Annotated in this window: 18 protein-coding genes; 10 read left to right on the top strand and 8 right to left on the bottom strand. The window is 73.0% G+C overall.

Annotated features, from left to right (window positions below; all coding sequences use genetic code 11):
- Nucleotides 1–33: 33 nt before the first annotated feature.
- From DEJ22_RS12705 to DEJ22_RS12730, 6 genes are all read left to right on the top strand, one after another.
- The gene (locus DEJ22_RS12705) at nucleotides 34–756 is read left to right on the top strand and encodes a response regulator transcription factor (protein WP_111227757.1); all 723 of its coding nucleotides are present in this window, start codon (nucleotides 34–36) and stop codon (nucleotides 754–756) included.
- The gene (locus tag DEJ22_RS12710; protein WP_111227670.1) at nucleotides 753–2,285 is read left to right on the top strand and encodes a sensor histidine kinase; all 1,533 of its coding nucleotides are present in this window, start codon (nucleotides 753–755) and stop codon (nucleotides 2,283–2,285) included. Before DEJ22_RS12705 ends, DEJ22_RS12710 begins: the two co-directional genes overlap by 4 nt.
- 49 nt (nucleotides 2,286–2,334) lie before the next feature.
- A complete protein-coding gene (locus DEJ22_RS12715) occupies nucleotides 2,335–2,655 on the top strand; it encodes a hypothetical protein (RefSeq protein WP_111227669.1) in 321 nt (106 codons plus the stop codon).
- 76 nt (nucleotides 2,656–2,731) lie between these two features.
- A complete protein-coding gene (locus tag DEJ22_RS12720) occupies nucleotides 2,732–4,018 on the top strand; it encodes a glycosyltransferase (protein ID WP_111227668.1) in 1,287 nt (428 codons plus the stop codon).
- A 341-nt stretch (nucleotides 4,019–4,359) separates the two neighbouring features.
- Complete coding sequence (locus DEJ22_RS12725; RefSeq protein ID WP_111227667.1) at nucleotides 4,360–9,918, top strand: glutamate synthase-related protein; 5,559 nt, start codon at nucleotides 4,360–4,362, stop codon at nucleotides 9,916–9,918.
- Entirely contained in the window at nucleotides 9,915–11,705 is a 1,791-nt protein-coding gene (locus tag DEJ22_RS12730) for a sulfite reductase subunit alpha (RefSeq protein WP_181430900.1), read from the top strand. Before DEJ22_RS12725 ends, DEJ22_RS12730 begins: the two co-directional genes overlap by 4 nt.
- 282 nt (nucleotides 11,706–11,987) lie before the next feature.
- Here DEJ22_RS12730 and DEJ22_RS12735 read toward each other — a convergent pair whose 3' ends face one another.
- The 7 genes from DEJ22_RS12735 to mvk form a co-directional block, all read right to left on the bottom strand.
- Nucleotides 11,988–12,155, bottom strand: coding sequence for a hypothetical protein (locus DEJ22_RS12735; RefSeq protein ID WP_181430898.1), 168 nt, complete (start codon nucleotides 12,153–12,155; stop codon nucleotides 11,988–11,990).
- 136 nt (nucleotides 12,156–12,291) lie between these two features.
- Nucleotides 12,292–12,675, bottom strand: a complete 384-nt coding sequence (locus DEJ22_RS12740) for a DUF7882 family protein (protein WP_111227666.1) — start codon at nucleotides 12,673–12,675, stop codon at nucleotides 12,292–12,294.
- A 123-nt stretch (nucleotides 12,676–12,798) separates the two neighbouring features.
- Nucleotides 12,799–14,022 (bottom strand): hydroxymethylglutaryl-CoA synthase, encoded by a 1,224-nt coding sequence (locus DEJ22_RS12745; RefSeq protein WP_258379663.1) that lies wholly within the window; start codon nucleotides 14,020–14,022, stop codon nucleotides 12,799–12,801.
- Nucleotides 14,019–15,083 (bottom strand): hydroxymethylglutaryl-coenzyme A reductase family protein, encoded by a 1,065-nt coding sequence (locus DEJ22_RS12750; protein WP_111227665.1) that lies wholly within the window; start codon nucleotides 15,081–15,083, stop codon nucleotides 14,019–14,021. The genes DEJ22_RS12745 and DEJ22_RS12750 overlap by 4 nt, the downstream gene beginning before the upstream one ends.
- On the bottom strand, nucleotides 15,080–16,159 hold the full coding sequence (locus tag DEJ22_RS12755) for a phosphomevalonate kinase (protein WP_111227664.1): 1,080 nt from the start codon (nucleotides 16,157–16,159) through the stop codon (nucleotides 15,080–15,082). Before DEJ22_RS12755 ends, DEJ22_RS12750 begins: the two co-directional genes overlap by 4 nt.
- Nucleotides 16,156–17,163, bottom strand: coding sequence for a diphosphomevalonate decarboxylase (gene mvaD, locus DEJ22_RS12760; RefSeq protein WP_258379662.1), 1,008 nt, complete (start codon nucleotides 17,161–17,163; stop codon nucleotides 16,156–16,158). Before mvaD ends, DEJ22_RS12755 begins: the two co-directional genes overlap by 4 nt.
- Complete coding sequence (mvk, locus tag DEJ22_RS12765; protein ID WP_111227662.1) at nucleotides 17,163–18,152, bottom strand: mevalonate kinase; 990 nt, start codon at nucleotides 18,150–18,152, stop codon at nucleotides 17,163–17,165. Before mvk ends, mvaD begins: the two co-directional genes overlap by 1 nt.
- Nucleotides 18,153–18,261: 109 nt before the next feature.
- On the opposite strand from mvk, the gene DEJ22_RS12770 reads away from it, so the two are divergent.
- The 4 genes from DEJ22_RS12770 to DEJ22_RS12785 all read left to right on the top strand — a co-directional run bounded on the left by DEJ22_RS12770 (nucleotide 18,262) and on the right by DEJ22_RS12785 (nucleotide 21,895).
- A complete protein-coding gene (locus DEJ22_RS12770) occupies nucleotides 18,262–19,830 on the top strand; it encodes a Mur ligase family protein (protein ID WP_111227661.1) in 1,569 nt (522 codons plus the stop codon).
- Between the two features lie 96 nt (nucleotides 19,831–19,926).
- The gene (locus DEJ22_RS12775) at nucleotides 19,927–20,445 is read left to right on the top strand and encodes a MarR family winged helix-turn-helix transcriptional regulator (RefSeq protein ID WP_181430896.1); all 519 of its coding nucleotides are present in this window, start codon (nucleotides 19,927–19,929) and stop codon (nucleotides 20,443–20,445) included.
- 25 nt (nucleotides 20,446–20,470) lie between these two features.
- A complete protein-coding gene (locus DEJ22_RS12780) occupies nucleotides 20,471–20,893 on the top strand; it encodes an organic hydroperoxide resistance protein (protein ID WP_111227660.1) in 423 nt (140 codons plus the stop codon).
- Nucleotides 20,894–20,920: 27 nt separating this feature from the next.
- Nucleotides 20,921–21,895 carry a zinc-binding dehydrogenase gene (locus DEJ22_RS12785; protein ID WP_181430925.1) on the top strand — a complete coding sequence of 325 codons (975 nt, stop codon included), beginning with the start codon at nucleotides 20,921–20,923 and terminating at the stop codon, nucleotides 21,893–21,895.
- A 97-nt stretch (nucleotides 21,896–21,992) separates the two neighbouring features.
- Here the strand turns inward: DEJ22_RS12785 and DEJ22_RS12790 are convergent, their stop codons facing one another.
- Complete coding sequence (locus tag DEJ22_RS12790) at nucleotides 21,993–22,697, bottom strand: DUF4396 domain-containing protein (RefSeq protein WP_111227658.1); 705 nt, start codon at nucleotides 22,695–22,697, stop codon at nucleotides 21,993–21,995.
- Between the last annotated feature and the right edge of the window lie 110 nt (nucleotides 22,698–22,807).

Below are 22,807 nucleotides of genomic sequence, written 5' to 3' on the forward strand. Positions count from 1 at the left end.
GACGAGGACGCGACGATGGCTAGGCTCCGGAGCATGGCGGACCGACCACTCCGGCGCACCGACGGCAGCCCCGTCCGTGTCCTCGTCGTCGACGACGAGCACGCCCTGGCCGATGCCGTCGCCCTCGCGTTCGAGGGCGACGGCTGGGCCGTGCGGGCGGTGCACCGGGGGCGGGACGTGCTCTTCGCGGCGCGGGACTTCCTGCCGGACGTGGTCGTGCTCGACGTCATGCTGCCGGACATCGACGGCTTCGAGGTGCTCGAGCGCCTCCGGGACGCCCGCGACCCGGTGCGGGTGCTGTTCCTCACCGCGCGGGACGCCCCCGAGGACCGGCTCGCCGGGCTCACCGGCGGTGGCGACGACTACCTGACGAAGCCCTTCGGCATCGACGAGCTGCTCGTCCGCGCCCGCATCCTGGCCCGGACCGCACGCCAGGTGGTCGCGGCACCGGGGTCGTCCGCGGTCGTCGTCGGCGACCTCCGGCTCGACGAGGAGGACCGCTCGGTGCTGCGCGACGGCGAGTCGATCGAGCTCACCCCGACCGAGTACGAACTCCTCCGCCACCTCGCCCGGAACGCGAACCGGGTGCTGTCCCGCGAGCAGATCCTGGCGAGCGTGTGGGGCATGGACTTCGGCACGTCGTCGAACCTGGTCGACATGTACGTGTCGTACCTGCGGCGGAAGCTCGACGCCGGACGCGAGCCGATGCTGCAGACGGTCCGGGGTGCCGGGTACGTGCTGCGGCCGACGACGTGAGCCGCCCTGACCGGGTGGGGCGCGCCTCCCGACCGGTCCGCACCCCGTCGCTGCGGGCGCGGATCGTCGCGGCCGTGGCACTGCTGCTCGTCGCGACGAACGTCGTCGTCGGGGCGGTGACCGTGATCGCGTACCGCGAGTACCTGGTCGGACGGCTCGACGCGGAGCTGGCGACCGCGGCCGGCCGGACCCCGGGTGGACAGCCGCCGTCCGGGCCGCCGCCGGGGTCGACCGGGGACCAGCAGGACCCGGACAACCGGTTCATCGGAGCACCCGGGCAGGCCGCCGACACCGTCGTGGCCATCCTGCGCGACGGGGACACCGTGCTCGCCGGGTACACGGACGGCGCGGGCGAGCAGCACGGTCTCAGCCGAGCGCAGCGGTCCGTGCTCGCGGACGTCGAACCGGACGCGGATCCCTCGACGGTCTCGCTGGGGTCGCTCGGGGCGTACCGGGCGCAGGCGGTCACCCGCGACGGCGACGTCTTCGTGACCGCGTTGCCCCTCGGGGACCTGCGCGCGTCGGTCGTCCGGCTCGTCGCCGTCATCGGGAGCACCACGCTGCTCGCGTTCCTCGTCGCGGCCTGGGCGCTGACCCTGGCGGTCCGACGGTCGCTACGTCCGCTCGAGCGGGTCGCCTCCGTCGCGTCGAGCGTCACCGCGCTCGACCTCGAACGCGGTGACGCCGACATCGCCGCACGGGTGCCGCCGTCCGACCTCGTGGTCAGCCGCGAGGTCGGACAGGTCGGCGCCGCGCTCAACCGGCTGCTCGGCCACGTCGGCCGGGCGTTGACCGTCCGACGCGACGCCGAACGCGGGATGCGCACGTTCGTCGCCGACGCTTCGCACGAGCTGCGCACGCCGATCGCGACCGTCCGGGCGTACGCCGAGCTGTCCTCCGCCTCGCAGGACGTCACCGCGCTGCACCGGAACGCCGAGCGCATCGGGCGTGAGGCGGTGCGGATGGGCGACCTGGTCGAGGAGCTCCTGCTGCTCGCGCGGCTCGACGCGGTGGCCCTCGCCGCCGGCCCCGCGCCGGTCCGCGAGCCGGTGGACCTGACCGCCACGGTCGTCGAGGCCGCGATGGACCAACGAGCCACCGCACCCGACCACCGGTGGGTGCTGCAGGTCGCCGACGACCACCCGTTGACCGTGTCCGGTGACCCGGGACAGCTGCGACGTGCCGTCACGAACCTGCTCGTGAACGCGCGGACGCACTCCCCGGCGGGGACCACCGTCGTCGTGTCGCTGCAGCACGTGCCGGGCGACGGGGTCGGCGGCGGCTCTGCACGACTGGTCGTGGCGAACGACGGACCCCCGATCGACGCCGAGGTCCTGCCGGTGCTGTTCGAGCGCTTCACCCGGGGCTCGTCGTCGCGCTCGCGGGAGCACGGGACGAGCGGCCTCGGACTGGCGATCGTCCGGGCGGTCGTGGCCGCGCACGACGGCACGGTCCGGGTCTTGTCGGAGCCGGGGCGGACCGCGTTCACGGTGGACCTGCCGGAGGTCGGCATCCGATCCGACGCCTGACGCTCCCGGTACACGAGTACGCTGCGGGCACCGGCGGAAGGGGAACGCGATGGACCAGCGACACAGCGACGTGCGACACGGTGACCCGCGGAGGACGGACCAGCGGTTCGCACGTCTGCCGGAGCGCGCCCGACCCGAGGACCTGGTCGTCGAGGTCCCGGCGTTCGAGGACGACCGACCCCAGCCCGAACCCGAGCCGCCTGCCGCCGCCCCCGAGCTCGTCGCGGCGACGCGGTTCGCGCAGACCTCGCACGCGGTGCCGACGATCCGGCGGACGCAGACGCGGGCGGGGTTGTGGATCGCCGGGGTGCCGATCGCCGCGCTCGCCATCGTCGCGATCGTGCAGATCGTGCTCGGCGTCACCGGCTGAGTCGTCCGACCGCTTCTTAGGGGCGCCACAGGGTGCTGCTGCGGTCCACATCGGCGCGCTGCCGAGCCTGGGCGGCATGACGGAAGCAGCCAACTCCCCCGACAGCAGCACCGCGCTCGACATCGACATCGTCGTGCCCTGCCACAACGAGCAGGGCACACTCGCCGCCCACGTCCGGCGTCTGCACCACTTCTGCCGGACGTCCTTGCAGCACAGCTGGCGCATCACGATCGCCGACAACGCCTCGACCGACGACACCGCGCGCATCGCGGACGACCTCGCTGCGATGCTGCCCGAGGTGCACGCCGTCCACCTGCCGCTCAAGGGCCGAGGGCGTGCGCTCAAGGCGGTCTGGGCAGCGTCACCGGCCGCCGTGCTCGTCTACGTGGACGAGGACCTGTCGACCGACCTGGCGGCGCTCGAACCGCTCGTGGCCCCGCTGCTCTCCGGCCACTCCGACGTGGCGATCGGCACGCGGCTCGCGGGGTCCTCCCGGGTCGTGCGCGGCGGCAAGCGCGAGTTCATCTCCCGCTCGTACAACCTGCTGCTCCGCAGCACGATGGGCGTCTCGTTCTCCGACGCCCAGTGCGGGTTCAAGGCGATCACCCGGCAGGCTGCGGACCACCTGCTGCCCCTGTGCGAGGACGACGCCTGGTTCTTCGACACGGAGCTCCTGGTGCTGGCCGAGCACGCGGGGCTGCGCGTCCACGAGGTCCCGGTCGACTGGGTCGACGACGTGGACTCCTCCGTGCACATCGCGTCGACCGCGGCCGAGGACCTCAAGGGCATGTGGCGCGTCTCCCGCGGTCTGGCGACCGGACGCATCCCGATCGCCCCCGTGTACGACGCCATCGGCCGGCAGCCCTTCGCGACACCGCACGTGGGGATCGTGGGACAGCTCCTGCGGTTCGGGGCCATCGGCGTGCTGTCCACGGTCGCCTTCGCACTGCTCTACGCGCTGTTCCGGCCCGCGATCGGTGCGCAGACGGCGGACTTCCTCGCGCTCCTGATCACCGCGATCGGCAACACCGCACTCAACCGCCGCTTCACCTTCGGGGTCCGCGGACGTGCCGGGGCCGGCGTCCACCACGTGCAGGGACTCGTCGTGTTCGGCATGGCCTGGGCGATCACCGCCGGGTCGCTCGTCCTGCTGCACACCACCGCGCCCGGGGCGTCGCACGGCGCCGAGGTCCTGGTGCTCACCGGCGCGAACCTGGTCGCGACCCTGGTGCGCTTCGTCCTCTTCAAGGCGTGGGTGTTCCGCACCCGGCGGCGTCCCGTGCTCGTCCGGCCGGTGACGTCCCTCGCGGCCGCGCCCGCGACCGCCGACGAGCGTCCGGTGCTCGAGGAACGGGCGGGCTGACCGTCCGGACCTGCCCGTTCCACGAAACGCACCGTGGGCGGCTGCTCGCATCGGAGGACCGCTGCGAGCAGCCGCTGACGTTGCGTCGCGCGGAACCAGGAGCGGAGCCGCGATCGGCACCGGAACCGGCCCTGCACCGGACGGGAGGCGCGGGGTCCGGCCGCCACGCGCCTCCCGTCCGGCCGGTCTGTTGCACCGGCGGTATACCAACCCGTAGCATCGGCTCACCGCACCACCCCCACACAGGGCCACGACCGCCACCACCGGTCCGCCCGCGGCGAGCGCTCCACCGATGCAGCCCTGGCCGTCCGCTGCCGGCTGAGCCCCCACTGGACCCGCACGTGAACACCTCTCCCTTCGGTCTGTACGACCCTGCCCACGAGTCGAGCGACTGCGGCGTCGGCTTCATCACCCGACTCGACGGCACCCCGAGCCACGACGTCATCGTCCGCGGTGACGAAGCGCTCTGCGCGATCCCCCACCGCGGCGGCAAGTCGGCAGAGGGCGTCGGCGACGGCGCGGGCGTGAGCATCGACCTGTCCGTGGAGTTCTTCAGCGCGATCACCGGCGAGCCGCTGGTCGCCGGCCACTTCGGCGTCGCGAACTGCTTCGTGCCGACCGACGCCGACGACCGCGCCGCCGCGGAACAGACCGTGACCGCGGCGATCGCGCACGAGGGCTTCGAGCTCCTGCTCGTGCGCGACGTGCCGGTGGACCACTCCGTCGCCCGCCCCGAGGCCGAGCAGTACCAGCTGCCGATCGTGCAGTGGGTCTTCCGGGCGCCCTCGGACTGGTCCCGCACGGACGTCGACGCGGCCGCGAACCGTGCCCTGCTCGCCGTCGAGGCCGTCTCGTACGCGCAGGCCGCCGAGCAGCACGCCGAGCACGCCGCCCTGTACCCGCTGTCGCTCAGTGCACGGACGCAGATCCTCAAGGGCCGCCTGAACTCGGGCGAGGTGATCGGCTACTTCACCGACCTGCGGGACCCGCGGCACTCCGTCCGCACGCTCTACTTCCACACCCGCTTCTCGACGAACACCGAGCCGCACCCGACGATGGCGCAGCCGTTCCGCCTGATGGCGCACAACGGCGAGCTCAACACGGACCGGAAGAACCGGCTGTCGGACGAGGCGCTCGCGGCCGCCCGGACCCGCAGCATCGTGCGGCCCCCGGGGCAGTCGGACTCGAGCCGGCTCGACCAGACGCTGCAGAGCCGCGTGTTCGACGACGGGCTCGAGATCGTCGAGGCCGTGGTCTCGCTCATGCCCCCGGCGTGGGAGAACGACCGCACGCTCACCCCGGACGTCCGGGACATGCTCGAGTACTTCTCGCTGTACGAGGAGAAGAACGACGGGCCCGCCGCGGTGATCTTCAGCGACGGCGACGTCGTGGGTGCCCGGCTCGACCGCCTGGGCCTGCGCCCGCTGCGCACCGTGCAGACCGCCGAGTACCTGATGGTGGCGTCCGAGGCCGGTCAGGTCACGTTCCCCGCCGACGAGGTCGTGCACCGCGGCCGCATCGAGGCCGGCGGCATGCTCGTCGTCGACCACCGCACCGGCACGGTGATGCGCACCGACGACGTCCTCCGGATGCTCGCTGCTCGTCGGGACTACGCGACCCTGCTCGACGCCGCCCGCGTGCACCTCGACGACCTGCCCGCGCCCGACTACGACCGCGGCACGAGCACCCTCGGCTACGACGGCGACCTGTCGCTCGCGGGCCGCTACGTCGCGTACTCGCTGAACCAGGAGAGCTTCCGGTTCATGCTCGATCCGATGCTCGCCAACGGGTCCGAGCGGATCTCGGCGATGGGCTACGGCAACGCCGTCAACGCGTTGAGCGACACCGAGGGCGGCATGGCGAAGTACTTCTCGCAACGCTTCGCCCAGGTGACGAACCCACCGCTCGACTCGATCCGCGAGGCCGACGGCATGTCGATGCGCGTCGCCCTCGGGGCCAAGCCGGACGGCACCGGCAGCACGAGCCGCCAGATCGTCGTGGACTCCCCCGTGCTCGGGCACCTGGACATGGTCCGCCTGCGTGACCAGACGATCGTGCCGCTCGAGCGCTTCGACATGCTCTACGTGCCGGTCGTCGGCGACGAGCAGGCGAACGCCGAGGCGGTGCGCACCGCGACCGAGCGACTCGCCGAGGCCGTCGTGGCCTTCGCCGAGCGTCAGGGCGGGATCGCGGTCCTGACCGACCGCTCGGTGTCGTCGACGCACGCGCCCCTCCCCGTGATCCTCGCCGTCGCCGCCGTCAACCAGCGACTCATCGAGACCGGTCTGCGCCTGCGGGTGTCCGTGGTCGCCGAGTCCGGTCAGCTGCCATCGTCACACCACGTGGCCACTGCCCTGGGCTTCGGCGCCTCGGCTGTGTACAGCTTGTCCGCCCGGCTCCGTGCGGAGGAGAAGTACCCCGCCGCCCCCGCTCCCGCGGGCGAGCTCACCGAGACCGACGCCGCGCTCGAGCGCTTCCGCAAGGCCGCCGAGAAGGCTCTGGCGAAGACGATGGGCCGCGTGGGTCTGTGCACCGCGGAGAGCTACATCGGCGGCGAGTTCTTCGAGCCGAACTACCTCGACACCGGGGACGACCTGTTCGCCCGGGTCTTCCCGCACATGGACGCCCCGGTCGGCGGCGTGGGCTTCGCCCGCATCGCCCAGGCCGCGACGGAGTGGCACGAGCGCGCCCGGTCCGTGGCGACCGAGGGACAGATCCCCCTGCTGGGCCTGTTCAAGGAACGGTCCGACGGCGCGGGGCACTCGTTCGGCGTCGCCAGCGTCCGCGGCTTCGGCGGCATGACCGAGGAGCGCCCGGCCTTCGAGCGTTCCGGCGACTCGGACGCCCTGCGCCTGCTCACGCTCGGGCAGCTCGACGACGCCTTCGGCATCTCCGACACCGCGTACCGGAACACCGGCTACGACCGGCTCAGCGACGCCGAGATCGACGCCCACCGGATCACCCCGGGCTACGTCACGTTCCTGCAGACCACGCACGACGAGCGCTCCCGCCGTCCCGCCGCCCTGCGCGACGTGCTCGCCCTGCCCGCCGACGTCACCGGCATCGACACGGCTGAGGACTTCGCCCGCGAGCTCGGCCGCTTCTCGACCACCGGCAACGCGAGCATCACGGTGCGCGGGCTGTCCGGCTCACGTCCGGCGACGGGCGACGACGAGCAGCCGGGAGGCCCGGTCCGGTTCGACCTGCGCCTCACCTCGGCGGGGTCCACGGGTGCACTGCGCCACCGCGCCCTCGCGGACGGCGTCGCGCTCCTGCACCCCGGGCAGGTCGACGTCGACGCCGTCGCCGACGACCGGGTGACGCTCCGCGCCACCGGCCGCGCCGCGGACCTGCTCGCACTGCTCGTGAGCGCTCCGGACAGCGTCGACGTCGCGACCGTCCAGCCCGCGCACGAGATCACGCGCACGCTGGCGTCCGGGGCCATGAGCCACGGCGCCCTCGTCGCCACGGCGCACGAGGCCGTCGCACACGGCACGAACATGGTGGGCGGCATGTCGAACTCGGGCGAGGGCGGCGAGCACCACTCCCGCTACGGCACCATCCGCGGTTCGCGCATCAAGCAGTTCGCCTCGGGCCGGTTCGGCATCTGGGCGGGCTACCTCGCCGACCCCATGCTCGAAGAGCTCGAGATCAAGATCGGGCAGGGCGCCAAGCCCGGCGAGGGCGGGCAGCTCCCCGCCCCGAAGGTCACGGTGGACATCGCCGCGGCCCGCGGTGGGACGCCCGGCGTCGAGCTCATCTCGCCGCCGCCCCACCACGACACGTACTCCATCGAAGACCTCGCGCAGCTCATCCACGACTGCAAGGCCGCCCGCGTCCGGGTGGTCGTGAAGCTGGTGTCCTCCGAGGGCATCGGCACGATCGCGGTGGGCGTCGCGAAGGCCGGCGCGGACGTCATCAACGTCGCGGGCAACACCGGCGGCACGGGCGCCGCGGCGGTCACGAGCCTCAAGTACGCGGGCCGCTCGGCGGAGATCGGCGTGGCCGAGGTGCACCAGGCCCTCGTCGCGAACGGCCTGCGCCAGAAGGTCACGCTGCGCTGCTCCGGCGCGCACCAGACCGGCTCGGACGTCGTCACGAGTGCGCTGCTCGGCGGGGACTCGTTCGAGTTCGGCACGACGGCCCTCATGATGCTCGGCTGCGTCATGGCGAAGAACTGCAACGTGAAGTGCCCGGCCGGCCTCACCACGAACGCCGAGGCGTTCGAGGGCGACCCCCGTGCGCTCGCGCAGTACCTGCTCAACATCGCGCACGACGTCCGGCAGATCCTCGCGCGCCTCGGGCTCCACTCGCTGCGCGAGGCCCGCGGGCGCACCGACCTGCTCCAGCTCCTCGACCACCCGGCGTCCGTCGGTCGACTCGACGTGCGGAACCTGCTCGCGCAGGTGCCCGAGAAGGTCGTCACCGACCCGGAGTACCTGGAGAAGGACTACCGCACCGACGACAGCCTCATCGAGCTCGTCCGCGCCGCCCTGGTCGACGGGCACGACCACTCGCTGCACGTCGACGGCCTGCTGCTCGGCAACGCGGACAAGTCCGTCGGCGGCCAGCTCGGCATCGACGTCGAGCGGCTGCTCAACCACGAGCTGCGGGACGTCGACCTGTCGTCGCACCCGGCGATCGCCACCGACGACCGTGGTCGGCGGCGGCTCGTCGACGGCGCCGTGACGGTCAGCACCCACGGGTCGGCCGGGCAGTCGTACGGCGTCTTCACGAACGACGGCATCACGCTCGAGCACACCGGCACCGCGAACGACGGTGTCGGCAAGAGCCAGAGCGGCGGGCGGATCGTCGTCCGGGCACCCGGCGGCGGCAGCGGCGAGCGGGGCGGCAACGTCCTGGTCGGCAACTTCGCGCTGTTCGGTGCGACCGGCGGGCGGACGTTCGTCGAGGGCGAGGCCGGCGACCGGTTCGCCGTCCGCAACTCCGGGGCCACCGCGGTCGTTGAGGGCCTCGGCGACTTCGGTTGCGAGTACATGACCGGCGGCACGGTGCTCAACCTCGGCGCCTTCGGCAAGGGGCTCGGCAACGGCATGTCCGGCGGTTTCCTGTACCAGTACGACCCGTCCGGTGCGGTGACCGAGCGTGCGAGTACGGACTCGCTGCTCGTGTTCCCCGTGACCGACACCGAGCGCGGCGCCTTCCACGAGGCGTCCGCCCGGCTGCTGCTCGAGTGGCACCTCGAGGCCACCGGATCGGCCTTGGCCGAGCGCTTGCTCGCCGAGTGGGAGACCACCCGCGAGCACGTGTACGTCGGGATGCCACGTGCGCTCCTGCTGGCGCAGGACGCCGACGAGATCCTCGCCGCGGCGACCAGGAACGAGCTGCTCGACGAGCTCGCGACCTCGACGGCCACGGACCGCATCCGGTCGTTCAAGGTCGCCTACCGCGACCAGCGGACCGTGCTCGACGGCCGTGCGCCCGCACTCGGCGACCAGGGCGAGGACATGTTCTCGCTGCTGTCGTCGTACACGGTGCTCGGCGTCGCGCAGGACGTCGCACTCGAGCGGGTCCCCGGCGCCCTCGGCCCGCAGGACCCCCGGGTCAGCGAGGCCGTGCGGAACCTCGTGCTCACCGAGGACTTCGCGGTGCAGCAGCGCGTGGTGAAGTACCTGCGGGGCACGCTCGACCGGTTCGCCGACGACGAGCTCGCGACCCTCGTCGCCGTCAAGCGCCTCGACGACCACAAGCGCGCGCTCACGCAGCGGAACAACCGCAGCATGGACGCGCCGAGCACCACCGGGTGGATCATGCACCAGAACGCCAAGAACGACGGCCGCGTCCGTCGAGCCCGCTTCGACGAACTGCTCGCGACCGCCGCGCTCGAGGACATCGCCATGCGTGCACCGCAGGCTCCGACCGAGGCGGTGACCGCGTGAGCACCCTGCCCCCGACGGGCTCGCTGATCCCGGTCGACGCCCCGTTCTCCGCCGCGCAGGAGTCCTGGCTCGCCGGCTTCATCGCGGGCATCGCGGCCGCCGGCAAGCGGTCGGCGGCACCCGCGCCGACGACGACGATCGACGTGCTCTTCGGCACGCAGACGGGCAACGCGGAGTTCCTCGCCGACGAGCTCGTCGCCGGCGCGGTGGCGCGCGGGCTCGGTGGGCGTGCCACCCCGCTCGACGCCGTGACAACCGAGCAGCTGGCCGCGATGTCGCACGTGCTCGTGGTCACCTCGACGTACGGCGAGGGCGAGATGCCCGACAACGCCGGCCTGTTCTGGGACGCCATCCAGGCGGCCACGGTCCCCCGGCTCGAGGGGCTGCAGTACGCGGTCCTCGGGCTCGGGGACACGAGCTACGACGAGTTCTGCCAGGCCGGCAAGCTGCTCGACACCCGCTTCGAGCAGCTCGGCGCGACCAGGATCCACGATCGCGTCGACTGCGACGTCGACTTCGAGGACCCTGCCGCCCTGTGGACCGATGCAGTCCTCGACCGGCTGGCGGCAGAGGCCGGCGCGACCGGCGGTGGCGGCGCGACCACCGGTTCCAGCGCGACCACGGGTGGTGCCGGGGCCGGCGGGACGGGCGCGGGCCGTGCCTCCCGACCGGGCGCGCAGTGGAACAAGCGCACGCCGTACGCGTCGCGCCTCGTCGAGAACCGACTGCTCTCGTCGCCGCGCAGCGCGAAGGAGATCCGGCACTACGAGTTCGACCTCGGCGACTCCGGCATCGAGTACACCGCCGGTGACGCACTGGCCGTCGTGCCGCGGAACGACGAGGTCTTCGTCGCCGAGCTGCTCGAGCAGGTGGGCGCCGACGGATCCGAGGAGTTCGACGGGCGACCGGTGGCCGAGGTGCTCCGGGTCGACCGCGAGATCCGCACGCCGTCGAAGGACCTCGTCGCCGACCTCGTGCAGCGCGCCCCGTCGAGCGAGCTGGCCGCGGTCGTCGCGCACGGCGACAAGCACGAGCTCGACCGCTGGCTCTGGGGTCGTGACGTGATCGACCTGCTGCGCGACGCCGGCCCCGCCGCACCGGGCCTCGACGAGCTGCTGCCGAACCTCCGTCCGCTGCAGGCGCGGCAGTACTCGATCTCGTCGAGTCCGCTCGCGCACCCCTCCCGGATCCACCTGACCGTGGCGTCCGTCCGGTACGGCGACCCGCACCGGATGCACGCGGGCGTGGCGTCGACGTTCCTCGCCGACCGGGTGGCGCCCGACGGCACGGTCGACGTGTACCTGCAGCCGAACGCGGCGTTCGGGGTGCCTGCCGACCAGGACGCCCCGATGGTCATGATCGGGCCGGGGACGGGCATCGCTCCGTTCCGTGGGTTCCTGCACGAGCGCGCGGCCTCCGGCGCGACCGGCCGGAACTGGCTGTTCTTCGGCGACCAGCACCGCGACACGGACTTCGTGTACGAGGACGAGCTGACGGGCATGCAGGAGCAGGGCGTGCTCGACCGCCTCGACCTGGCGTTCTCGCGCGACCAGGCCGAGAAGGTCTACGTGCAGACCCGGATGCTCGAACGGTCCGCGGAGCTGTACGCCTGGCTCGAGGAGGGGGCGCACGTGTACGTGTGCGGCGACGCATCGCGCATGGCGAAGGACGTCGAGGCGGCGCTCCTGCAGGTCATCCGCACCGGCCGCGGGCGGGACGAGGACGACGCGCAGGCGTACCTGGCGGACCTCCGACGGGCGAAGCGGTACGTGCGCGACGTGTACTGAGGCGCGGGCGCTCCCGCGCGGAGGAGGCCGGACCGCGCGGAGGACGCCGTACCGCGCGTCGGAGGCCGTACCGCGGGTGGGAGGCCGTACCGCGCGTCGGAGGTCGTACCGCGGGTGGGAGGCCGTACCGCGCGTCGGAGGCCGTTCCTTCTGGCCTCCTACGCGCGGAACGTCATCCCAGGTCGGCCGCTATGGGACGGGACGTGCACCCGCGCGACGCACCGACACCGAGATGCGCCCCGGCCGCCGGGGGACTGACGACCGGGGCGCACGAGGGACCGGTCACCCGGTGACGGCGACCGACTCCGCGTCCCGCACGACGAAGAAGTCCGAGTACCGAGCCGACCCGTCCGGCTCGACGAGGAGCCCTCGGATCCAGACCGGGTGCCGGCACTCCGCATCGACGACCGTCCCGAACAGGTCGTCGTGCGTGTCCTCCGTCGCGGACAAGCGGTTCCCTCCGTCCGCGGTCGCACCCGGCCGGCTCCCTGACGCCGACCGTTGGGGGCTGTGCGTCCAGCGGCACGGGTACCCTACGGAACCGCCCGGATCGGCCGGTACCCGTTGACGAGACCCCGGCGCCGTGCTACTTCGTGTCGCCCGCCGTCGACGACTCCGCGGCGCCCGGCGCCACCGCCTGGGACCACGCCGAGTCGGCCGCCGTGCTCGTGTCCGGCGGTTCCGGCACGAGTACGAGACCGGCCCCCGACGTCGCCGCGGCGTACAGCTCCTCGAGCCAGCTCCGGTTGATCGACGGCACCCGACTGCCCGAGAAGGAGAACCGGAGTGCGACGTTCGGGTGCAACCAGATCGAACTCCGACCGTCGCCGTGGAGCACGTCGTCCTTCCACGAGAACACGAACCGGTGGTCGCGTCGGAGCAGGTTGACGATGACGATCTGCAGGTGCGTCAACGCGCGATCGTCGACGCGGAGGTCGAGCACCTCGCCGTCGTAGATGAGCTGTCCCATGCGCCCTTCTACGCCCGACGACCTGCCCACCCGTGCCGGAAGGACGGGAGGCGCGGCGCCAGCCGGCACCGCGCCTCCCGTCCGTCGTGTGGACGCGCCGGAGGCGACGCCCCCGCGATCCGCTCAGTCCTGTGCGGTCGCCTCGTAGTGCCGCGCGCCACCGCGCACGCCGACGAAGCGGTAGGGCGCCGTCGTGACACGGGGCCGCTCGACGTCCACGCTCGTCGCCGCGCCCGCGGCGTGCAGCTCGCGGTACGCGTCGACCGTCAACGGCACACGCGCCTCGAGCAGTGCGCGGACGCGACCCTGCCGGCGGTGCTCCCGGTAGGCGGGCCGGACGATGCCGGTCATGAGCTCGCCGACGCTGCCCGAGCCGTAGCTGAACATCGCGATGCGCTCGCCACCCAGGTCGTCGTCGAGGTCGAGCAGCGCCGCGAGCCCGATCCAGAGCGAGGCCGTGTACGTGTTGCCGGTCTGCTTGTTGTAGGTGAAGCCGATCGCGAGCTCGGACTCGTCGAACGGCACACCGACGTGCTGCGTGAGCTTCCGGTGCGCCTTGAGCGCCATCTTCGTGAACGGCTGGTGGTGCACGAAGCGCACGATGTCCTCGTACGCCGGACCGCCCTGCGACGCCAGGTCGTCCCAGGCGCCGACGAACGCGTCGACGTAGGCGCTGACGGACAGCCGGCCGTCGACGAGTGCCGTGGAGCGGTCGTTCGGCCGCCAGAAGTCGTCGACGTCTGCGGTGAACACACCCGCGGCCGGCTCGATGTCGATGAGGTCCGGGTCCGCGGACACCAGGATCGCAGCGGCTCCGGCGCCCTGCGTGGGCTCGGCCGCGGTGTCGACGTCGTAGCGCGCGACGTCCGCCGCGATGACGAGGACACGCTCCTGCGGGGCGCGAGCGATGATCCCGAGGGCGAGCTGCACGGCGGCGGTCCCGCCGTAGCAGGCCTGCTTCAGCTCGACGACGCGGACGTTCTTCGGCAGGCCGAGCAGCCCGTGCACGAAGACACCGGCGGCCTTGGACTGGTCGACGCCCGACTCGGTGGCGAACAACACGGTGCGGATGCCCTCGACGCCGTGGCGGTCGATGACCTCCTTCGCGGCCGCGGCACCCATCGTGACGATGTCCTCGTCGGGGGCGGGCACGCTGAAGGCGTCCTGCCCGATGCCGACGTGGTACTTCGCCGGGTCGACGCCGAGGCGCTCGGCCAGGTCGTCGAGCTCGAGCACGTGGTGCCCGGTGGCGATGGCGATGTCGTGGATGCCGACGCGCAGGGTCTGCTGCGGTGCGGGCTGCTGCTGGGCGGGCTGCTGCTGGGCGGCCTGCTGCTGGGCGGTCATGCTGCACCTCCTGCGGGCTTCGACCCGCGCCGTTCCATGGCGACGTGCGCCGCCATCAGCTCGCCCGGGTTGGTCTGCGCGGCGAGCAACGACAGCTCGCCGCAGAGGACGGTCGCGGCGCACAGCGCGGCCAGGCGGCGAGCGTTCGCACCGGGCTCGCGCTCCTCGCGGCAGCCGAGGCGGACGAGGGCGTCCTCGACGACGGGCAGGTCCCCGCCCTTGCCGTTGCCGACCGTGCCGACGATCAGGTGCGGCAGCGCGGTCGAGAAGTACAGGTCGTCGCCGCGGGCCTCGGCGTAGGTGATGCCCTGGGAGCCCTCGACGATGTTCGCAGCGTCCTGCCCGGTGGCCAGGTAGAAGCCGAGGAGCATGTTCGCGTAGTGCGCGTTGGCGGAGCGCAGGGCCCCGGCGATGGTCGACCCGACCAGGTTCTTCGCGACGTTGAGCTCGGCGATCCGCTCGGCGCTCGAGCGCAGTCGCTTCTCGACGATCTCGCCGGGGATCACGATCTCGGCGATCGTGTTCCGGCCGCGGCCACGGATGCCGTTCACCGCCGTCGCCTTCTTGTCGGTGCAGAAGTTGCCCGAGACGCTGACGTACCGCAGGCCCGGCTCCCAGCCGAGGATCGCGGGCAGCAGCCGGTCCGCCGCCTGCGTCACCATGTTGTGGCCGGAAGCGTCACCCGTGGTGAAGGCGAAGCGCAGGAACAGCAGGTCGCCGACGATCTCGGGGTGCACCTCGATGAGCTTCGCGAACCGGCTCTGCCCGGCGACGATCTGCTCGAGCTCGTCCTGGCGTGCCAGGATCCGACCGGCGGCGATGTGCGCGGCGGCGGCGCTGTCCGCCTTGACGACGACGGATCGGGTCATCCGCTCGTCGACCACGGTCGCGACGATCCCGCCCTCGACCATGCGCGAGATGCGGGCACCGCGACCGACGGACGGCCACAGCGGCGACTCGTACGTGGCGAGCGGCACCTCGTGCTCGCCCTCGACGGCGTTGCCGCTCACACGGATCGGCCCCACCCACTTCGTGGGGATCGGGGTCAGCAGGTCGGTCATTCGACGCTCCCTTCGGGCGCTTGCACCGCGACGCTGAGGTGTCTGATGTCGTGCGCCTCCCAGGCGCGGTGGATGCCGGCGAGGTCGGTGTCCGCCGGGACGAGCGCGATGCCGCAGTCGCCGCCGCCGGCACCGGACGGCTTCGCCGCCCCGCCGGCCGCCTCGACGACGTCGCACAGCGTCGCGAGCCGCTCGGTCTCGATCTGCGACCCGACCGACTCCCCCAACCGCTGCATGAGCGTCCGCGCCCGTCGCAGGGCGTCGAGGGTGATCGTGGCGTCACCGGTCTGGAGGCCCGTGGTCAGGTCGTCGACGCAGGCGCGGCTGTCGTCGAGGAACGTCTGGTAGCCGCCGTTGCGGTGCCTGCGGACCACGCCGACGAGCTTCGTCGTGGACGCCGGGGAACCCGTCCAGCCCACGAGCAGTTCGAGGCCCTTCGGTGCCGGCAGGCGCTGCACGTCGAACCCGTCCCACGCGTCGGCGTCGGCGAGGACGTCGGACACGGGTCGGTCGTCGAGCATGCCGGCGAGACGCTCCCGGTCCGGGGCGCTGTAGCGGAGCCAGCCGCCGAACGTGCTCGCGGCGAGGTCGCCGCCGGACGCCCGAGGGTTGACGCGGATGGTGGCGAGCAAGGCGACACGGAAGCGGTCACGCTGGGAGAGGCCGATGCCGTAGAACCGGTCGAGTGCGCCGACGGTGGCCACGGTGACCGCGGCCGAGGAGCCGAGCCCGAACTTCCGGCCGCTGGCGTCGTCGAGCTGGCTCTCGATGCGCAGGTCGTGGAAGCGCGGGGCGATGCCGCGTTCGGCACGGAGCCTCTCGACCAGGTCGATCGTCGCCATCACGTAGTCGTACGGGTGGTGCTCGCGGTCGAGCGCGAGCCCGTCCTCGTCGCGCGTCCAGGTGAGCGGGAGGTGTCCGTACTCCTCGGAGTGCACGCTGCCCGAGCCGTGGCCCTCGGTGACCCGGGCGGTGATGGCCCGGTCGAGGGCGATGAGCACGGACGGCTGCCCGGGCTCGACGACGGCGTACTCGCCCGCGACGAACAGCTTGCCGTGGGCGCGGAACTCGATCACTCGGCGGTCTCCTCCGGTCGGACGGCACCCACTCCGGGTGCCTCCGTTCCTTCGGAGCGGACGACGCGTGCGCCTGGTCCGGTGCCCGACTCGATGACGTCTCCCAGGCCGGCGAGCGCGGTCGCGACGGCGCCGCGGTCCTCCGGCTTGGTGAGCACGACGACGTTCGGGCCGGCGTCGGCGGTGGCGTACGCCTCGGTGCCGGCGGCACGCAGCTCGGCGACGGCATCGAACACGGCGACGCTCCGGGCGTTCAGGTACCGGATGGGCGGGAAGGCGCCCTCGATCGTGGCGTGCATGCGGAGCGCGTTGCTCTCGGTCAGCTCCCCGATGCGCGTGAAGTCGCCGGCGGCGCAGGCGTCGAGCATCTCCCCCACGGTCTCGGTCGTCGACGTCACCCACGCCGGGTAGAACGGCGAGGTCGCGATCGTGCGGCGCATCGCCTCGCGCGAGCCGATCGCCTTCTCGCCGGCGGAGATCGTCACGACGACCATGGCCATCGGCGGCGCGGGGACGCGCTCGGCGAACGAACCCTGGTCGTCCCCCGCGTGCCAGACCGACACACCGCCGGGGATCGACCGGGTCGCCGAGCCCGAACCGCGCCGCGCGAGCCGGGACAGGTCGCGTTCGGAGAGGTCGAGACCGTACGCCGACGCCGCCGCGGTCGCGAGCGCGGCGAAGCCCGACGCGCTCGAGGCCAGCCCGGCACCGGTCGGCACGGTGTTCTCGGAGACGACGGCCGCCCGGTCGCTGGATCCGGCCAGGTCGCGGACGAGGTCGAGGAACTGCTGCACGCGGAGCAGCGCACCGGCGGGGGCCGCGCCGCCGTTGAGCACGAGGGAGTCCGCGTCCGCCGCGGTGTCGAGCGTCACGGTGGTCGTCGTCGGGAACACGTCGAGGCCCATCGACACGCTGCCGGTCGCGGGCAGGGCGAGCTGGGCGTCGGCCTTGCCCCAGTACTTCACGAGCGCGATGTTGGGGTGCGCGACGGCGGTGGCGGTCATCAAGCGCGGGCTCCGATCGTGGTGGTCCAGGTCTCCGTCGCACCGGCGGCGCGGAGTGCGGCGGCCACGCGGTCGGCGTGCTCTCCGTCCGCGACGAGCGCGAGGACGCATCCACCACGCCCACCGCCGGTGAGCTTCGCGCCGAGGGCGTCCGCACGGCGTGCGGCGTCGACGAGCCGGTCGAGGTCCGCGCTCGACACGTCGAGGGCGGTGAGCAGTTCGTGCGCGGCGTCCATGGTGGCACCCAGGGCCTGGGCGTCGCCATCCTCGAGTGTCCCCCGTGCGCGTCGCGCCAGGTCGCCGATCGCCGCGACGACGCCGTCGACCGCCGCCGGGTCGGCGTCGTGCCGTTCGCGGACCGCCGCCACGGCCTCGCGCGTGTGGCCCGGGACACCGGTGTCCGCGACGACGAAGGTGAACACCGCGCCGAGCGGGACGGGCTCGACCACGCCGTCCTCGAACCAGACCGGTACCTCGGCGACGACCCCCCGGGCGTCGAGTCCGGAGGGTCGGCCGTGGGCGACGCGCTCGCACTCCTGCACGAGCTCGTGGTGCTCCTCAGGGTCGAGGGTGCGGCCGAAGACGTCGGCCACGGCGGCGGTGACGGCGGCGGCCACCGCGGCGCTCGACCCCATGCCGCGGGCGGTCGGTACGGCACTGTCGACACGGACGTGCACGTGCTGCTCCTCGGCGCCGAGGTGGCGGAGCGTCGCGGTCACGGCGGTCACCGTCGGCAGCACCGCCGCGGGTGCGGTGTCGAGGGGCCCGGTGTGCACGGTCGACTCGAGTCGGCTGCCGTCGTCGGGCGTCACCGGGGTCACCGTCGCGGTCACGCGGACGTCGAGCACGGGGAGCACGAGGGCGGGGGCGCCGTACACCACGGCGTGCTCGCCGATCAGGATGGTCTTGCCGTGGGACGACGCTGACCCGGTGCGGAGGCTCGGTCCTGCTCCCGGGGTCGCGGTGCTGTCGGTGTCGTTACTGGTCATCGTGGCTCCGGTCAGCCTAACCGGCCCCGCGGACAGCGGGACGCCCGGCTGCCTGGCAGGACGTGACGGTCGCTCGGCGCACCATGACGGTCGACCGGAAGGAGCAGTGATGCCGCATGCCCTCGGACCGCAGACCGCGGTCACCGTCCCACTCCGGGAGGTCGCCGACGCACTCGGCGTCGCCGTCCGGTACCAGCGCACCGGGGCAGCACCGGTGCCGGGTCCCGTCCTGCTCTCGGGCGTCTCCGTCTCGACCGACGACGTCCGACCCGGTGTGCTCTTCGCCGCGCTGCCGGGTCGGCGGGCCCACGGCGCCGCGCACGCCGGCCGGGCGGCCCGGGCCGGCGCGGCCGCCGTCCTGACGGACACCGCCGGAGCCGCGGACGCTGCAGCGAGCGGCCTGCCCGTGCTCGTCGTCGACGACCCGCGCGGCGCGCTCGGTCACGTGGCAGCGCTCGTCTACGGCACGGCCGCCCCCGAGGCCACGCTGCTGGCGGTGACCGGGACGAACGGCAAGACCACGACCGTGCACCTGCTCGACGCCGTGATGCGGTCCCTCGGCTGGCGCACCGCATCCACGTCGACGGTCGAGCGCCACGTCGCCGGGGTGACCGTGCCGTCCGTCCTCACCACCCCGGAGGCCCCGGAACTGCACGCCTTCCTGGCACGGGCCGCCGAGGAGGGCGTCCGCGGCGTCGCCCTCGAGGTGAGTGCCCAGGCCCTGTCCCGGCACCGGGTGGACGGGGTGGTGGTGGACGTCGCCGGGTTCACGAACCTGTCCCACGACCACCTCGACGACTACGCCGACCTGGACGAGTACCTGGCCGCCAAGGCCTCGCTCTTCACCCCCGAGCGGTCCCGCGCCGGCGTCGTCTCGCTCGACTCACCGGCCGGGCGGCGGATCGCGGCCGGCGCCGGGGTGCCGGTGACCACGATCACGACGGACCCGTCGACCCGCGCGGACTGGCACGTCGACGTCGTCGGTCAGGAGGTCGACGGGACGCGGTCGGTCCTCACCGCACCGGACGGCACGTCGATGGCGCTCGTGGTCCCCCTGCTCGGTGTGCACGCGGCGGCGGACGCCGGGCTGGCGGTGGCGATGCTCGCGACCGCGGGGGTCCCGCTCGTCGATCTGGCGGCGGCGACCGCCGGCGGGGTGGACGTCGTCGTGCCCGGGCGGATGGCGGACGCGTCCGGGGTGACGGGCCCCCGCGTCTGGGTGGACTTCGCGCACACGCCGGACGCCTTCGCGAAGAGCCTGACGGCGGTCCGCGCCGTGACGTCCGGCCGGGTCGCGATCGTCCTCGGGGCCGACGGCGACCGCGACCCGAGCAAGCGACGGGCGATGGGCATGGTCGCGGCGACCGGGGCGGACGTCGTCGTCGTGGCGGACCACCACCCGCGGTTCGAGGACCCGGGTCCGATCCGGGCGGCGATCCTGGCGGGAGCCCGGGCGGTCGGGTCCGGGGCGCTGGTGCTCGAGGAGCCCGAACCCGCGCGCGCGATCCGACGCGCACTCGCGGCGGTCGGCGACGACGGCGTCGTGTACTGGGCCGGCCCGGGCCTGACCCCGTACCGGGACGTCGCCGGCGTGCACGTGCCGTACTCGTCGTTCGAGGACGCCCGTACCGCCCTCGCGGAAGCCGGTCACGCTCCGCGCGAAGCCGCCCGCGCCTGATCGCGCGGGTACCGGGGCCGAGGTCGATCCCGAGCGCTGGCTGAGCATCCGGCCAACTCAGTTGTGCACAACCGGGTTGCGTGCCACACTCATGGCATGCCGGTGACCGACGAGATGGTGTGCTTCTCGCTCTACGCGGCATCCCGGGCCACGACCCAGGCGTACCGCGCACTGCTCGAGCCCTGGGGACTGACGTACCCCCAGTACCTCGTCCTCGTCACCCTGTGGATCGAGGGCGACCAGACCGTCTCGACGCTCGGCGACCACCTGCAGCTCGACTCTGGCACCCTGTCGCCGCTCCTCCGGCGCATGGAGCAGGCCGATCTGGTCCGCCGCGAGCGCCGCAGCACCGACGAGCGCGTCGTGACCGTCACGCTCGGCGACCGCGGCCGGTCGATCCGGCCGGAGCTCGCCCACGTCCCCGCGCAGATCGCGTCCGGGATGGGCCTGTCCGACGAGCAGGCCGCCCTCGAGCTCATCGCGACGCTCCAGCGACTGACCGCGACCATGCACGCCGCCGCAGACGCGCCCGCTGCCGACACCCCGGCACCCGCCACACCGCGACGCCATGCCGGCGCCACGACCCCCGACGCCCCCGCGGCGTCGGACGACTGACCCCACGAAGGAAGGAAGGACCCACATGGACGTCCTCTACACCGCCGAGGCCCTCGCCACGGGCGAGGGCCGCAACGGCCACGTCGCCACCAGCGACGGTCGCGTCGAGCACGACCTCGCCATCCCCAAGGAGATGGGCGGCTCGGGCAACGGTGCGAACCCCGAGCAGCTCTTCGCCGCCGGCTACGCCGCGTGCTTCCACTCCGCGCTGCAGGGCGTCGCCCGCGCGCAGAAGGTGAAGATCACCGACTCCACCGTCGGCGGCCGAGTCTCCATCGGCCCGAACGGCCAGGGCGGCTACCAGCTCGCCGTCATGCTCGAGGTCGTCATCCCCGGCATGGAGCACGAGCAGGCCCAGGCCCTCGCGGACGCCGCGCACCAGGTCTGCCCGTACTCGAACGCGACCCGCGGCAACATCGACGTCACCATCGTCGTCTCGGAGGACTGACCCATGACCGACACCACCCCCACCACCATGCGCGCCGTCGTGCACGAGACCTTCGGTGAGCCGGCCGACGTCCTGACCGTGGCCGAGCGCCCCGTCCCGCAGCCCGGCCCCGGCCAGGTGCTCGTCCGCACCGTGCTCTCCCCGATCCACAACCACGACCTGTGGACGATCCGCGGCACCTACGGCTTCAAGCCGGAGCTGCCCGCCGCCAGCGGCACCGAGGCGCTCGGCGTCGTCGAGGCCCTCGGCGAGGGCGTCGACCGCCTGCAGGTCGGCCAGCGCGTCGCCGGCGGCACGTTCGGCGTTTGGGCGGAGTACTACGTCGCCGACGCAGCCGGGCTCGTGCCCGTGCCGGACGCGATGCCCGACGAGTCCGCCGCGCAGCTCGTCTCGATGCCGTTCAGCGCGATCAGCCTGCTGCACTCGCTCGACCTGCACGAGGGTGACTGGATCATCCAGAACGCCGCGAACGGCGCCGTCGGTCGCATGGTCGCGCAGCTCGGCAAGGCCCGCGGCATCAACGTGATCGGCCTGGTCCGTCGCGCCGAGGGCGTCGAGGAGCTCCGCGAGCAGGGCATCGACCGCATCGTCGCCACCGACGCCGAGGGCTGGCAGGACCAGGTCCGCGACATCACCGGCGGCGCCCCGATCGTCGCGGGCGTCGAGTCCGTCGGCGGCAAGGCCGCCGGGGACATCGCCTCGGTGCTCGGCGAGGACGCGACCCTGGTCGTCTTCGGCGCGATGGCGTCGCCGACGCTCGAGATCCCGTCGGGCAAGGTCATCTTCGGCCAGCTCACGGTCAAGGGCTTCTGGGGCGCGGTCGTCAGCAAGACCATGCCGGCCGAGACCAAGGGCCAGCTCTTCGGCGAGCTCATCACCCGCGTGCTCGACGGCTCGCTGACGCTCCCCGTCTCCGAGACCTTCGTGTTCGAGGACGCCCGTGATGCGGCGCGCGCCAGCGACACCGCCGGCCGTGTCGGCAAGGTGCTCCTGCGCCCGTAGCGCAGGTCCGGTCGCGACAGACGACCAGCAGACGGACGGGAGGCCCGTGGCGACACCGCCACGGGCCTCCCGTCCGTCACAGGGCGCACGAGCGACGTCACATCGCCTCCTTCAGCCCCTTCCGCACCAGCAGCGCGTTCATCGGGTACGAGCAGACGAAGCCGGCGACCATCGCGACCTGCATCGCGACCCAGAACTCGGGCGTGAGCACGCCGACCCGGCCGCCGAGCAGCGCCGGGAGCAGCGCGAACTGCAGCACCGCCATCGCGCCGTACATGCCGACCTGCCACGCGGTGATGCTGAGCGTGTCGGCCTTCAGCGCGGCGACGAGTCCGTCCCGCCAGCCGAGCCCCCGCATCGGCGCGATCGCCGCGTACTGGAACGCGATGCCCACGACGAACGCGATGACGAAGTCGATGATCCACCCGGCGAAGATTCGGTCCTGGTACAGCGTGCCGAGCCCGACGATGGTGCCGAGCGCCGGGAAGGCCACGAGTCCGAACTCCCCGACGAGGTCGCCGAGCGCACACCCGGCTCCGCAGTGGCTCGTGTCGATCGCGGTCCCCGCCCACCGGTCGTGCCCGTCGACCGTCGCCCGACCCCGGCGCAGGTAGAAGACGAGCCAGACCACGCTGCCGAACAGCATCGTCAGCGGCCAGACGAGCGCCATCACGCGCATGTGCGGCGGGTGTCGGAGGACGTCGACCGCGACGAACACCGCGCATCCGACCGCGACGGCCAACAGCACCGCGCAGACGGCCGTCAGTGCCGTCGGCAGGTCACCAACCTGGAGTTCTGTCATCGCATGCGCCTCCCGATGATCGTTGTCCGCTGACAACGGTGCACCGTACACACGGCACTCGGACGGTCCGTCGGACGCGCGTCCCCTGTGGGGGACGCAACGGGAGGCAC

It is taken from the genome of Curtobacterium sp. MCSS17_007 (genome assembly GCF_003234175.2).
In the GTDB taxonomy this organism is placed as follows: Bacteria; Actinomycetota; Actinomycetes; order Actinomycetales; family Microbacteriaceae; genus Curtobacterium.